The organism is Delftia sp. ZNC0008, from assembly GCF_000799035.1.
Classification (GTDB): domain Bacteria; phylum Pseudomonadota; class Gammaproteobacteria; order Burkholderiales; family Burkholderiaceae_C; genus Comamonas; species Comamonas tsuruhatensis.
The window spans coordinates 1-12,426 of sequence record NZ_JTKZ01000848.1; the positions used below are offsets into that span (position 1 = coordinate 1).

At 69.5% G+C, this 12,426-nt stretch carries 14 protein-coding genes and 1 pseudogene; 4 read left to right on the forward strand and 11 right to left on the reverse strand.

Features of this window, described 5'->3' with window-relative positions; genetic code table 11:
- The coding region (locus tag L995_RS27210) for a cupin domain-containing protein (RefSeq protein WP_047474470.1) at positions 1-537 on the reverse strand (537 nt) is incomplete at its 3' end.
- 142 nt (positions 538-679) lie between these two features.
- Positions 680-1,708, reverse strand: a complete 1,029-nt coding sequence (locus tag L995_RS27215; RefSeq protein ID WP_047474471.1) for a Bug family tripartite tricarboxylate transporter substrate binding protein — start codon at positions 1,706-1,708, stop codon at positions 680-682.
- Between the two features lie 203 nt (positions 1,709-1,911).
- Here L995_RS27215 and L995_RS27220 point away from each other — a divergent pair, with 203 nt between their 5' ends.
- A complete protein-coding gene (locus L995_RS27220; protein ID WP_047474473.1) occupies positions 1,912-3,690 on the forward strand; it encodes an IlvD/Edd family dehydratase in 1,779 nt (592 codons plus the stop codon).
- Positions 3,691-3,780: 90 nt separating this feature from the next.
- On the forward strand, positions 3,781-4,473 hold the full coding sequence (locus tag L995_RS27225; RefSeq protein ID WP_017406573.1) for a GntR family transcriptional regulator: 693 nt from the start codon (positions 3,781-3,783) through the stop codon (positions 4,471-4,473).
- A 31-nt stretch (positions 4,474-4,504) separates the two neighbouring features.
- On the opposite strand, the gene L995_RS27230 is transcribed toward L995_RS27225, so the two are convergent.
- Positions 4,505-4,780, reverse strand: a complete 276-nt coding sequence (locus tag L995_RS27230) for a ribbon-helix-helix domain-containing protein (protein WP_016448378.1) — start codon at positions 4,778-4,780, stop codon at positions 4,505-4,507.
- A 66-nt stretch (positions 4,781-4,846) separates the two neighbouring features.
- On the reverse strand, positions 4,847-5,680 hold the full coding sequence (locus L995_RS27235) for an AraC family transcriptional regulator (protein ID WP_047474474.1): 834 nt from the start codon (positions 5,678-5,680) through the stop codon (positions 4,847-4,849).
- Positions 5,681-5,750: 70 nt separating this feature from the next.
- Between L995_RS27235 and L995_RS27240 the strand changes: the two genes are divergently transcribed.
- Together L995_RS27240 and L995_RS27245 are read left to right on the forward strand one after the other, a co-directional pair.
- On the forward strand, positions 5,751-6,413 hold the full coding sequence (locus L995_RS27240) for an MSMEG_1061 family FMN-dependent PPOX-type flavoprotein (protein WP_047474475.1): 663 nt from the start codon (positions 5,751-5,753) through the stop codon (positions 6,411-6,413).
- A gap of 28 nt (positions 6,414-6,441) precedes the next feature.
- Entirely contained in the window at positions 6,442-6,846 is a 405-nt protein-coding gene (locus L995_RS27245) for a hypothetical protein (protein WP_047474476.1), read from the forward strand.
- 52 nt (positions 6,847-6,898) lie between these two features.
- On the opposite strand, the gene L995_RS27250 is transcribed toward L995_RS27245, so the two are convergent.
- The 7 genes and pseudogenes from L995_RS27250 to L995_RS27280 all read right to left on the reverse strand — a co-directional run.
- Positions 6,899-7,252, reverse strand: coding sequence for a hypothetical protein (locus L995_RS27250; protein WP_052195878.1), 354 nt, complete (start codon positions 7,250-7,252; stop codon positions 6,899-6,901).
- 616 nt (positions 7,253-7,868) lie between these two features.
- Entirely contained in the window at positions 7,869-8,381 is a 513-nt protein-coding gene (locus tag L995_RS27255) for an MgtC/SapB family protein (protein WP_016448386.1), read from the reverse strand.
- A gap of 114 nt (positions 8,382-8,495) precedes the next feature.
- Positions 8,496-9,893, reverse strand: coding sequence for a chloride channel protein (locus L995_RS27260; RefSeq protein ID WP_017406579.1), 1,398 nt, complete (start codon positions 9,891-9,893; stop codon positions 8,496-8,498).
- A gap of 275 nt (positions 9,894-10,168) precedes the next feature.
- The gene (locus tag L995_RS27265; RefSeq protein ID WP_013800515.1) at positions 10,169-10,498 is read right to left on the reverse strand and encodes a DHCW motif cupin fold protein; all 330 of its coding nucleotides are present in this window, start codon (positions 10,496-10,498) and stop codon (positions 10,169-10,171) included.
- 63 nt (positions 10,499-10,561) lie between these two features.
- Positions 10,562-11,359 (reverse strand): precorrin-6A synthase (deacetylating), encoded by a 798-nt coding sequence (gene cobF, locus L995_RS27270; RefSeq protein ID WP_047474477.1) that lies wholly within the window; start codon positions 11,357-11,359, stop codon positions 10,562-10,564.
- Positions 11,356-12,234 (reverse strand): precorrin-4 C(11)-methyltransferase, encoded by an 879-nt coding sequence (gene cobM / locus L995_RS27275; protein ID WP_047474478.1) that lies wholly within the window; start codon positions 12,232-12,234, stop codon positions 11,356-11,358. The genes cobF and cobM overlap by 4 nt, the downstream gene beginning before the upstream one ends.
- Positions 12,231-12,426, reverse strand: a pseudogene (locus tag L995_RS27280) (cobalt-precorrin 5A hydrolase); the annotation flags it as partial. The gene cobM and the pseudogene L995_RS27280, both read right to left, overlap by 4 nt.

Here is a 12,426-nt window from a genome sequence, read left to right on the forward strand (position 1 = left end):
CCGCGTGTCCATCACGGCCGAGGGCTCGGTGCCCGTGCGCAGCGCCTCGGCGCGCATCAGGTCGAACAGCATGGAGGCGCCGCTCATCGCATGGTCGTCGCCGCGCAGCACCAGGTGGTCGGGGAAGGCATCGACCAGCAGGCCGCGCATGGGCCCCTCGAAGGTGAAGAAGCCGCAGGCCAGCGCCGTCTCTCCGATGCCGGCATCGCCCGTGGCGGGGCGCATGGCCTGCGGGGCGCAGGCCATGTCCGGGTCGGCATAGGGCGAGATGAAATGCGGCACGTCGCGCGAGAGGAACACGCCATCGCGCGGCTGCAGCTCCACCGAGGGCTGGCCCGGCAGGTGCAGCCAGCAGCGCCCGTCAAGGATCAGGTGAAAGCAGGCCCGCGCGCGCCCCGCCGTGGAGGCCCGCCAGCGCCCGCAGTACTGCCCCACGTGGAACACGCTGGCGCGCCATTGCAGGCCGTTGAGCAGGCCGTCGATGACGCGATCGACCTGCGCTTCGGCCGCGCTGTCGGGGACTGGGTCGGGTAGCACGGTAGTACAGGCAAGGCAGTGAAGGGAATGCGGCCGGCCAGTATCGCCACGATGCAGGCGCGGGGGAACGAATCTTTGGGCATATGCTTGTGCCCTTACCGATATCAGCGCGGCCCCACCCGGCCCCGCCCCGCACCCGGCCTCAGTCCGGCTTGATATCCGACTCCTTGATCACGGCCGACCAGCGGCCCACCTCCTTGGCGATCTGCATGCGCGCCTCGGCAGGCGTGGTGAAGGTGGGCATGGCGCCCTGGGCGACCAGGGCGTCCTTCACTTCCTGCTGCCCCATCACCTCCTTGAGCGCGCCGCTGAGCCGGGCGACGATGGGCGCGGGCGTGCCCGCAGGCGCCAGCAGGCCGAACATCGACGTCACCTCGAAGCCTGACAGCCCGGCCTCGGCCGTGGTGGGAATGTCGGCAATGGAGGGCACGCGCTGCGCCGTGGTCACGGCCAGGCCGCGCAGCCGCCCGCCCTTGATGAAGCCCTGCGTGGCGGGCAGGGTGTCGAACACCACATCCACCTGGCCGCCCATGAGGTCGTTGAGCGCGGGCGTGCTGCCCTTGTAGGGCACGTGCGTCAGCGGCACGCCGGCCTGCCGCTTGAACAGCTCGGCCGCCAGATGCTGGGGCGAGCCATTGCCCGAGGAGCCGTAGTTCAGCCCGCCCGGCTTCGCTTTGGCCAGCGCGATGAACTCCGCCAGATTGGCCGACGTCACCGACGGCCCCACGGTGATCACCAGCGGCACGCGGCCCACCACGGCTATGGGCGCGAAGCTCTTGTCCATGGTGAAGCCCGCCGTGGCAGGCATGAGCACGCTGTTGATGGAATGGCTGGTCAGCGCGCCCAGCAGCAGCGTATAGCCATCGGGCCTTTCCTTGGCCACTGCTGCGGCGCCCAGGTTGCCGGCCGCGCCGGCCCGGTTCTCCACCACCACGGGCTGGCCCAGCGCCAGCGAGAGCCTTTGCCCCACCACGCGGCCGATCACGTCGGTGGCGCCCCCGGGCGTGTACGGAACGACCAGCTTGATGGGCCGGGCCGGATAGGCGCCGTCGGCCAGCGCGGGCGTGGCCAGGCCTGGGCCCAGCGCCAGCAAAGCCAGCAGCGCCGCAGCCAGGGCGGCGCGCCGGTTGGGCGCATGAATGCGACGGATGCGGGATGCAGCAACAACCATGGGTGTCTCCTCCTTTTGTCTTGTGTCGGAAAAACATGCCCGGCACGCACGCCGGACACGGCTGCATGGTTGGCCAGATAGATTATTAATAATATAGGTGATAACGACGATAATAATCCACGGCATCCGCCGCTATCCTGCCCCACGACAAGGCAGCGCCTGCCTTCCGACCCCGCCAAGACCCTCTGCAAAGCACCCCACCCATGACCGACCCCAAGACTCCCGATGGCGCTCCAGGCCATGACATCGCCCCCGCCGATGCGGCCACGGGCATCTCCAAGGGCCTGACCAACTACGGCGACCGCGGCTTTTCGCTGTTCCTGCGCAAGGCCTTCATCAAGGGCGCGGGCTACACGGACTCGGCGCTGCAGCGGCCCGTCATAGGCATCACCAACACGGGCAGCAGCTACAACCCCTGCCACGGCAATGCGCCCCAGCTCATCGAGGCAGTCAAGCGCGGCATCCTCATGGCGGGCGGCCTGCCCATGGACTTCCCCACCATCTCGGTGCACGAAAGCTTCTCGGCGCCGACCAGCATGTACCTGCGCAACCTCATGTCCATGGACACCGAGGAGATGATCCGCGCCCAGCCCATGGACGCCATCGTGCTCATCGGCGGCTGCGACAAGACGGTGCCGGCCCAGTTGATGGGAGCGGCCTCGGCAGGCATTCCGGCCATCCAGCTGATCACCGGGTCGATGCTCACCGGCTCGCACCGCAGCGAGCGCGTGGGCGCCTGCACGGACTGCCGCCGCTACTGGGGCAAATTCCGCGCCGAAGAGATCGACGCCGAAGAGATCGCCGATGTGAACAACCAGCTGGTGGCCAGCGTGGGTACCTGCTCGGTCATGGGCACGGCCAGCACCATGGCCTGCATTGCCGAGGCGCTGGGCATGACCGTGCCCGGCGGCGCCTCGCCCCCCGCCGTCACGGCCGACCGCATCCGCATTGCCGAGCAGACCGGCACCGAGGCCGTGCGCATGGCGCGCGGGGGCCTGACCATCGACAAAATCCTCACGCCCGCCGCCTTCGAGAACGCCATGCGCGTGCTGCTGGCCATCGGCGGCTCCACCAACGGGCTGGTGCACCTGGCCGCCATCGCGGGGCGCATGGGCTATGACATCGACCTCAAGGCCCTGGACCGCATGGGCCGCGACACGCCCGTGCTGCTGGACCTCAAGCCCTCGGGCGACCACTACATGGAGGACTTCCACCACGCGGGCGGCATGGCCACGCTGCTGCGCGAGCTCAAGCCCCTGCTGAACCTGGACGCCCTCACCGTCACCGGCCGCACGCTGGGCGAAGAGATCGACCGCGCGGGCCCCGGCTTTGCGCAGGACGTGGTGCGCCCGCGCTCCAACCCCATCTACCCGCAGGGCGGCATCGCCGTGCTGCAGGGCAACCTGGCGCCGGGCGGCGCCATCATCAAGCAGTCGGCCGCCCATCCCCGGCTCATGGAGCACGAAGGCCGCGCCGTGGTCTTCGAGAACGCGGCCGACCTGGCCCACCGCATCGACAGCGACGACCTGGACGTGACGGCCGACGACATCCTCGTGCTCAAGAACATCGGCCCCAAGGGCGCGCCCGGCATGCCCGAGGCCGGCTACATCCCCATCCCGCGCAAGCTGGCGCGGGCCGGCGTCAAGGACATCGTGCGCATCTCCGACGGGCGCATGAGCGGCACGGCCTTCGGCACCATCGTGCTGCACGTCACGCCCGAGTCGGCCGTGGGCGGCCCGCTGGCCCATGTGCACAACGGCGACCGCATCACGCTGTCGGTGGCGCGGCGCGAGCTCACGCTGCAGGTCAGCGACGAGGAACTGGCCCGCCGCGCCCGGCTCCACCCCGTGACCGAGCCCACGGCCGAACGCGGCTACCGCAAGCTCTTTCTCACCACAGTGAACCAGGCCGACCAGGGCGTGGACTTCGACTTCCTGCGCTGCGCCACCGAACGCGGCACCATTCCCGGCCCGCGCGAATAGTCCATGCCAGGCAGCGCGGCACGCCCGCCATGCCCAGTGAGGGCCATCAGTTCGGACAAAATGGCGTTTTTGTCCCAACCGCCTGTCTTGATGGTCGCTGCCGCCTCACTGCCGATTTCCCTGGATGCCGAACCCGCCCCCGCAGCCGACGCCCTGGGCGCCATGGTGGCCGCACTGGAAGAGGACGTGGTCTTCGGCCGGCTGCACCCGCGCGAGCGCCTGGTCGAAGACGACCTCATGGCCCGCTTCGACGTCAAGCGCCACATCGCCCGCGAGGCCCTGGCCGCGCTGGACCGCATGGGCCTCATCGAGCGCCGCAAGAACGTGGGCGCCCTGGTGCGCTCCTTCTCCACCCAGGAAGTGCAGGAACTGTACGAGCTGCGCGGCATGCTGGAAGTCGAGGCCGCGCGCAAGATCCCCCTGCCCGTTCCCCCAGAAAGCCTGGACCGCCTGACCGCCATCCAGCAGCAGCACGACGCCGCCGTGGCCGAAGGCAACGCGCGCCTGGTGTTCCGCATCAACCTGGCCTTTCACCAGGAACTGTTTGCGCTGGCGGGCAACGACACGCTGCACAAGGCCATCACCGAATACGCGCGCCAGACGCACCCCATCCGCTTCGCCTCCCTGGTCTCGGCCGACTACCGCGAGCGCGCACGCCAGGAACACTGGCAGATGATCGAAGCCCTGCGCGCCCAGGACCGCGACGCCCTGGTCCGCCTGTGCGCCGAGCACCTGCTGCCCTCGCGCGATGCGTATCTGAATGCGCAGTTGCAGCGGTTGTAGGCGAAGTCACCCAGGAGCGACGCGGGCAGCGTCACGCGCCGTTGCCGCCGCTGCGCTCGGCAGCCAGACGCTCCCGCAACTGGCCGAGGGTGACGGCGCTGGAGGGATCAGCCCTCAAGGCGTCATAAGCAGGGCCTACCTCCAGGTGCAGCCAGCTATCCAGGCCGCGATCCTTGTCCATCAGCGCTTTCAACCCCGCGCAGATCACCTCGCTTTCGCTGGCGTACTCACCGGCCCTCACTTTGGCCCTGACCGCATCGGCGATGTCATTGGGCAAGGTGATGCTCATTTGCTGAGTGGTCTGCATGGGAGGCTCCCTGTAGGCAAGTGAGTGATCCTACTTTCATGTGGCAATCCAGTCGCCGACCCCGCCTCAGCTTGCACTCGCCCCCAACCTCCCCCGGTACGCCGCAGGCGTCTCCCCGAACGTGCGCCGGAACAAGCCGATGAAGGCGCTGGCCGTGGCGTAGCCCAGGTCCAGCGCGATGTTCGTCACCGGCGCGCCGGCGGCCAGCATCTCCAGCGAGCGCATCAGCCGCGCGCGCTGGCGCCAGGCGGTGAAGCTGAAGCCCGTCTCCGACACAAAGCGCCGGCTCAGCGTGCGCGAGCTGACCGCGGCCCAGCGCGCCCAGGCCTCCAGGTCGCGGGCATCGGCCGGGTCGGCGATCAGTGCGCGGGCGATGCGCTGCAGGCGCGGGTCTGCGGGCAGGGGCAGGCCCAGGGGCTCCACGGGCAGGGTGCGGATCTCGTCCAGGATCACCGCCATCACATGGGCGCGGGCCTGGTCCGCCGAAGGGCCTGGTTGCACGGGCTGCGTTGTGGGCACGCCTTGCTGCCATCCCCAGCCGGCGGCGCGCAGCACGGCCTCGCGCAGCAGGCCCGAGGTGCGGATGGCGCAGGGCCGCTGCGGCAGGTCGGCGCAGGCCGGCTCCGCCACGTAGACGCTCCAGCCGTGGAAGGGACCATGGGAGCGGCCCGAATGCAGCTGGTGCGGCGGCAGCCACACGGCATGGATGGCGGGCACCACCCAGACCGCGTCTTCCACGCCCACCGACAGCAGCCCGCGCAGCGAGCCGAACAGCTGGCCGCGCGCGTGCCGGTGCGGCTCGGAGGCCAGCTCCTCGTCCTGACTGCCCACGGCTGCGATCAGCACGGGGCCATCGGCACGGTTCACATGGCTGACGAGTTCAAGAATGGCATCGGGCATGGCGTCTTTGAGCTATTTGTTGGCTGATCCAGTCTACAGCCGCCAATGCCTTTGTTCTTACGCTTGTGCCATGCACACAGACAACACCGCCCTTGCAGAGCCGCCAGGCCCGGCCATCGACCTGGACTCGCTCTACGCCGCCCCGGCAGAAAGAATCCAGAAGGCCGTGCGCGACCGCCTGTCCGACTTCCACGAGGCCTATCTGCGCCAGGCCAGCTTCTTTTGCCTGGCCACGGCCGGCGAACGCGGCCTGGACGCCTCGCCGCGCGGCGGGCCGCCCGGCTTTGTGCAGGTGCTGGACGAGCGCACCGTGGCCTTTGCCGACTGGCCCGGCAACAACCGCATCGAATCCCTGCGCAACCTGCAGGCCGATGACCGCCTGGCCATGCTCTTCCTGTTCCCGGGGCTGGACATCTTCCTGCGCATGAACGGGCGCGGCCGCATCTCCACCGACCCTCATCTGCTGCAGGAGCTGAGCGAAGGCCGGGGCACGCCCAAGACCGCCACCGTGGTGCTGGTCGACGAGGTGCTGCTGCACTGCGGCAAGGCCATCCACCGCTCCGGCCTGTGGAACCCGTCAAGCCAGCTGGACCGCACCGCCCTGCCCACCGTGGGCCAGATGATGGCCGCCCTCACGCAGCTGGCCGATGCCACGGCGCCCGCCATGGATGCCGCCCAACAGGAACAGGCCGACGCCCACTACGCCCATGCGGTCAGGCACGACCTGTACTGATGCCCTGCTTTTTCCCAGGAACCATGACATGCTGATCGATACCTCCCGCTTTCCCCTGGTCTACCTGCGCGAACCCGAAGCGCAGGCACCTGCAGACGCAGGCAGCGGCAATGACGCATCGGCCGAAGCCCAGATCGAATCCCTGCTCGACCAGGGCCGGCACTTCGTGCTGCTCACCGACCACCTGCCCGGCGACCACCCCGAGGAAAGCCACGAAGAACGCAAGCAGCGCGCCCTGTTCTTCAAGCGCAACCGCGAACGCATGCGCCAGCTGTGCCGGGGCATGGTCGTTATCACGGGCGACCGCGCCGTGCCAGCCGCCCTGCGCCTGGCCGTGCAAGGCATGGGCAAGGCGCTGGGCATGCGGGTTGCGTTCGTGCAGGGGGAGGATGAGGCGCAGGTCTGCTCGTGGGAGCTGCTGGCCAGCGCCTGAGCAGGCGCCGATGCCCTCGGCGCGCGCACCTGGCCCGGTGCACGCTGCGGCGCTAAGCCGCCGAATCCCGCAGGGCCTGCGCCACGCGCGCCTCATCGGCTGCCTTCTCGGCCTCGCGCAGCCGCCGTTGGGCCAGATTGCGGTACGTGCTGCCTGCCGAGATCGCCTTGCTTCTGGAGCAGTCGCCCGTGAACAGGGCGTTGTGGCGAATCATCTTCAAGGCCTCGGCCACCACGTCCAGCCGCTGGCAGCCCTCCGGCGTCTCCAGCCACTTCAAGGCCATCTGCGCCGTGGCCGAGATCTCGGCGCAGCCCTCATCCACCAGCTTGTGGATCTCGGAGATATCTCGCGTCAGCCGCTCGATCCTGGCGGCCGAGGTCTTGGCCTGTTCCTTGGTCTGCTTCATGGCTGCGCCCTCCGTGCGAAGTGGCGCAAGGAGTGCCCCAGTTGAAGGGGTGACAAGGTATGGAAAAGACCGGCCGAAGTGACTGCGGTCATGAAAAAGCCTGCGATACCAGTGAACTGGGCGCAGACCAAGGGGTGAGAAACGGTGATCATCGTTCCGTGCTCCGGTAAGGGACAGAACTCGCTTTCGGGGAGGCTCAACCGCTGTGTATTGGTGTTCTTACGCACCAGCCCCGGGACAAGGGGCCGACGCAGATGATAGAGGCTTCCGAGGCCAAACTACGCGATCACACCACTCAACTACCTGGGCAACGACCTGTCCAACCCCGCCTGCAACCGGGAAACGCGCCTGAACAGCTTTGCGCTGGGCGACACGGTGTCGCTCATGGGTAGCCGCACGCTGGTGGTGGCCGGCGTACGCCGACAGAGTGGATTTCCAAAGGCATGCGTGCATGGCCAGGCAAAGCCATGCTCGAACGCGACTGCCCATCGGGAATTGGCCAACGCTTCGCAAGCTTCACTGCCTGGGTTCGTGATGTTTGCCATGTTCGCGCAGCACGAACATCGGGAAAAAGCGAACAAAGCCTCAATACCAGCCTGCAGGCCGCAGCCCGCCCTCAGGTCTCGCGCGGCTTGGTGTCCGGCTCCGCGTCATCGTGCGGGGGCGGCGCACTGACCACATGCGGCAGCATCACGAGGATGACGATGGCCAGCAGCGTGGCCAGCAGCGCGATGGCTTCGCGCCCCAGGCCGCAGGCCACGCCGATGGCGGCCGTCATCCAGATGCCGGCGGCCGTGGTCAGGCCCTGTACCTGTTCCTCGGAGTGGCGCTTGATGATGGCGCCCGCGCCCAGGAAGCCCACGCCGGCCACCACGCCCTGGATCACGCGGCTCATGTCGGCAATGTCCATGCCGCCGCGCTCGGGCACCAGCACGAACAGCGCCGCGCCCATGGCCACCAGCATGTGGGTGCGCAGGCCGGCGGCCTTGCCCTTGTGTTCTCGCTCGTAGCCGACGATGCCGCCCAGCAGGGCCGCCAGCAGCAGGCGCACCATGACGCGCGTGACCTCGGCCGCATCGGGCAGGCTGGAAAATTCCTCGACCAGGGTGTTGGCCACTTCCTCCCACATGGCGCGTTCCTTTCCTTGGGTTTGCGTCCGGACTCAGGAAGGGAGCATGGCGTGGCGTGCAGCACACCCAGGCCATCGGCATTCGCCATTGGCTGTCAGCCAAGCGCGCCCGCTTCAGGCGCCTGCGGGCTTGTCCTGGTCCTTCGGGGGAGAGGCCTGCTCGGGCACCGGTGCGGGTGCCGACGCAGGAGCAGGAGCAGGTGCGACCACCATGCTCAGCATGTGCTGGGCCAGCGTCTCGTACAGCGGCCGGGCCAGCATGCGCGAGACCAGGCTGGCCAGCATGGCCGCCGCCATGAGGCTGAGCACCATGGAGTGGCCGTCCACCATCTCCATGACGATGATGAAGGCCGTCAGCGGCGCCTGTGTCACGGCGGCCAGGAAGGCGGCCATGCCCATGGCGATGAGGGCGGGCGCGATGTCTGCGCCCATGAGGCCGGCCACGTTGTGGCCCACGCCCGCGCCAATCGACAGCGACGGCGCGAAGATGCCGCCTGGCACGCCCACCCAGGCCGACAGCCAGGTGGCGATGAACTTCAGGGTGACGTAGAACGAAGGCACGTCGGCCTGGCCCGCCAGCATGTGCTTGACGGCTTCTGAGCCCGCGCCGAAGGTGGCGCCGCCCGTGACCATGCCGATGACGGCGATCACCAGCGCGACCGCCGCCGCGAAGCGGATGGGAAAGCGCGCGCGCAGCTGGTTGAGCCGCTCGGGCGCGCGGGTCAGCGAGGCGGCCAGCAGCTTGGCGAAGAGGCCTCCCAGCACGCCGCAGGCCAGGGTCACGCACAGGCCGGGCAGCAGCGCGTCCCAGGTCAGGTGGGGCACCTGGATGCGGCCGAAATAGCTGAGGTTGCCGAAGGCCGACACGCCCATCAGGCCGGCCAGCACGATGGCCGCGATGATCAGGCCGCTGGAGCGCGACTCCAGCTTGCGCGACAGCTCCTCGATGGCGAAGACCACGCCGGCCAGCGGCGCGTTGAAGGCCGCCGCAATGCCGGCCGCGCCGCCGGCCACCAGCAGCGCATGGTGGCTGATGCCCGAATGCGGGCCGAACCAGCGCCGCGCATGGTGCATGACACCGGCGGCCACCTGCACCGACGGCCCCTCGCGCCCGATGGACAGCCCCGCCGCAAAGCCTGCGCTGGCCAGCGCCATCTTGGCGAAGGACAGCCACAGCGACACGAAGCGCCCGCGCTGCGTGGAGTCCAGCGCCGGGTCCAGCGTGGCGATCACCTGCGGAATGCCCGATCCCGCCGCACCCGGCGCCCAGCGCCGCGTGAGCCACACGGCGCCCGCCGTGACGGCAGGCATCCACAGCAGAACCGCCCAGCCGCCCTGCCAGTGGTAGATGCTCTCGAAGAATTCGAAGCCCGCGTCCGCCATCAGCGTGAAGGCCACCACGCACAGCCCGGCGGCGGCGGCATAGGCCAGCACGATGGTGCGGTCCAGCCAGCGCCTGCCGTCCCGGAATTCCTGGTTCAGGTTGTGGAGGAAGTCGGGTTCTTGCTGCATCGCGTGAAGAGGCTGGGCGAAAGCTCTTCATTGTGCACAAGCCCGGCCACAGGGGCTGTCGCCATCGGCAATGCCTACTTCGCCGCTGAGTTGATGGCCGATGACTGTGTACCTGGAGAGCCGTCCGTCAGGCATTCCACCCCCCGGGCATGGGCACCCTGGCAACCCGTGCCGTACGCCACTCAATGACGGCACGTTTGCGCAGCTCTCGCCCGCGCCGGCGCGAACCTGTCGCAGACCTGCAGCGCGCTGCCGTGCCGATCGTGCCTGCAGGTTCAGTCCACCACGAAGAGCCTGGCGCCCTTGGGCGAGCGCGAGCGGTGCGGCTCGGCGTTGTCCGCCACCTGGTAGCTCATGCCGGGCGTCAGCGTGAAGCGGCGGCCGTCCGCCAGTTCGGTCTCCAGCTCCCCTTCCAGGCACAGCAGCACATGGCCCTTGGTGCACCAGTGGTCGGAGACATAGCCGGGCGTGTACTCCACCGTGCGCACGCGGATGTTGCCGAAGTTCTGCGTGCGCCAGAACGCCTGGCCGGCCTCGGCCGAATGCTCGGTGGGCGCCACGGCGGCCCAGTCGGTGGTGTTGAAGGGGATGTTGTCCATCTGCATGGCGGGATTCCTTGATGAAGGGGGTGTGCAGTGTGGGGGCCGGCGTCGGCAGCAGCCTCGGCCTCAGTCCCCGCGCCGCAGCAGGTAGATATCCATGATCCAGCCATGCCGCTCGCGCGCTGCGGCGCGGGCCTGCACGATGCGCGGTGCCGCCTCGGCCAGCGGGCCGCTGTCCAGCATCTGGCGGTCCATGCCCAGGTAGGCAGCCCACCAGATGTGCAGGCCGTGGGAGGGCAGCTCGGTGAAGCTGCACTGCCCGTCCAGCATCACCACGGCCGTGTCCACGCCGGGCGGCCAGCCCTGCTCGCGCAGCTGGCGGCCCGTGGTCACCACGAAGGGCTGGCCTATGCCGTTGAGCGCAATCGCATGCGCGGCGCACAGCACCTGCATGGAGCTGATGCCCGCCACCACGCGCACGCTGTGCGGCGCCGGCTGCATGCGCGCGGCAATGCGCAGGGTGCTGTCGTACAGCGCCGGGTCGCCCCAGACCAGCAGGGCGACCTGCAAGGGCTGGCCGGGGCTGCGCGGCTGCAGCCCCTCGTCCAGGGACCGGGTGATGGCCGCCTGCCAGCAGCGCGTGATGGCCGCATGCCATTCATCGACCTGGGCCAGGTAGTCGTCGCCCACGCTGCGGCGCACGGGCATGTCGAAGCCTTCGATGCGCGGGCCGGGCGCAGTGAGCACGGCATCGCACAGGTCGCGGCGCAGGGCGGCGAGTTCGGCCTTGTCCTCGCCCTTGTGCGGCAGCAGGATCAGGTCGGCGGCCTGCATGGCGGCCTGGGCTTCGCGCGTGAGGTGGTCGGGGTTGCCCGTGCCGATGCCGATCAGGCTCAGCGCCACGGGCGGCAGGGCTGCGCTCATGGGGCGGGGTTCCCGAGGGGCACGTCGATCACGGTGTCGCTCACGGTGTCCCTCAAGGTATCCCTCGCAGTATCCAGCGTGGCATTCGCATGCACATCGGTGGCGGGAAAGCGCGGCTCGGTGCCCAGCGGGCGGTAGCGGCGGTCGTAGTCGGCCGCGTAGAGGCGGCTTTCGCCGAAGTCCTCGGCCTGCAGGCTGCGGCCCACCAGGATCAGGGCCGTGCGCTCCATGTGGGTGGCCACGGCATCGGTCAGGCCGCCCACCGTGGTGCGCACCACGGTTTCGTCAGGCCAGCTGGCGCGCCAGACGATGGCCACGGGGCAGTCGGCGCCGTAGTGCGGCAGCAGCTCGGACTGCACCTTGGCGGCCACATGGATGGACAGATGGATGGCCAGCACGGCGCCCGTGGCCGCAAAGGCGGCCAGGTTCTCGCCCTCGGGCATGGCCGTGGCGCGGCCAGAGGTGCGCGTCAGCACCACGGACTGGCACAGGCCGGGCAGGGTCAGCTCCGCGCCCAGCGTGGCAGCGGCGGCCGCGAACGAGGGCACGCCGGGCGTGACGGTGTAGGCAATGCCGGCCTCGCGCAGGCGGCGCAGCTGCTCGCCCATGGCCGACCACACGGACAGGTCGCCCGAGTGCAGGCGCGCCACGTCTTCGCCACGCGCCTCGGCGGCCTGGATCTCGGCCACGATGTCGTCCAGGCTCATGGATGCGGTGTTGACGATGCGCGCGCCCGGCGGGCAGTGCGCCAGCAGCTCGCGCGGTATCAGCGAGCCTGCGTACAGGCAGACCGGGCAGGCCGCCATGAGGTCGCGCCCGCGCACGGTGATCAGGTCGGCGGCGCCGGGGCCGGCGCCGATGAAATGCACGGTCATGCCGTTGCTCCTTGGTTCTTGGCCTGGCTGGCGTGGGCCAGGCAACAGTTCAGAGGTCCGCCCTGGCCCACGGCCAGGGCCAGGGTGGCGCTGCCATCGTCCGCCACCAGGCGGGTCACGCTCAGGGCGGAGTGCGGGCCTGCTGCGGCCAGCGCCGCCGCCTCGGCCACGCTGCCCGTGCCATAGACGCGG

What these genes read in the sequence shown, in the direction of transcription:
- L995_RS27265 (WP_013800515.1), bottom strand. Translation starts at nt 10,498, where the DNA reads ATGCAGATGGACAACATCCCCTTCAACACCACCGACTGGGCCGCCGTG.
- cobM (WP_047474478.1), bottom strand. Translation starts at nt 12,234, where the DNA reads ATGACCGTGCATTTCATCGGCGCCGGCCCCGGCGCCGCCGACCTGATC.
- L995_RS27215 (WP_047474471.1), bottom strand. Translation starts at nt 1,708, where the DNA reads ATGGTTGTTGCTGCATCCCGCATCCGTCGCATTCATGCGCCCAACCGG.
- L995_RS27240 (WP_047474475.1), top strand. Translation starts at nt 5,751, where the DNA reads ATGCACACAGACAACACCGCCCTTGCAGAGCCGCCAGGCCCGGCCATC.
- L995_RS27250 (WP_052195878.1), bottom strand. Translation starts at nt 7,252, where the DNA reads ATGAAGCAGACCAAGGAACAGGCCAAGACCTCGGCCGCCAGGATCGAG.
- L995_RS27255 (WP_016448386.1), bottom strand. Translation starts at nt 8,381, where the DNA reads ATGTGGGAGGAAGTGGCCAACACCCTGGTCGAGGAATTTTCCAGCCTG.
- L995_RS27220 (WP_047474473.1), top strand. Translation starts at nt 1,912, where the DNA reads ATGACCGACCCCAAGACTCCCGATGGCGCTCCAGGCCATGACATCGCC.
- L995_RS27260 (WP_017406579.1), bottom strand. Translation starts at nt 9,893, where the DNA reads ATGCAGCAAGAACCCGACTTCCTCCACAACCTGAACCAGGAATTCCGG.
- L995_RS27245 (WP_047474476.1), top strand. Translation starts at nt 6,442, where the DNA reads ATGCTGATCGATACCTCCCGCTTTCCCCTGGTCTACCTGCGCGAACCC.
- L995_RS27225 (WP_017406573.1), top strand. Translation starts at nt 3,781, where the DNA reads ATGGTCGCTGCCGCCTCACTGCCGATTTCCCTGGATGCCGAACCCGCC.
- L995_RS27235 (WP_047474474.1), bottom strand. Translation starts at nt 5,680, where the DNA reads ATGCCCGATGCCATTCTTGAACTCGTCAGCCATGTGAACCGTGCCGAT.
- L995_RS27230 (WP_016448378.1), bottom strand. Translation starts at nt 4,780, where the DNA reads ATGCAGACCACTCAGCAAATGAGCATCACCTTGCCCAATGACATCGCC.
- cobF (WP_047474477.1), bottom strand. Translation starts at nt 11,359, where the DNA reads ATGAGCGCAGCCCTGCCGCCCGTGGCGCTGAGCCTGATCGGCATCGGC.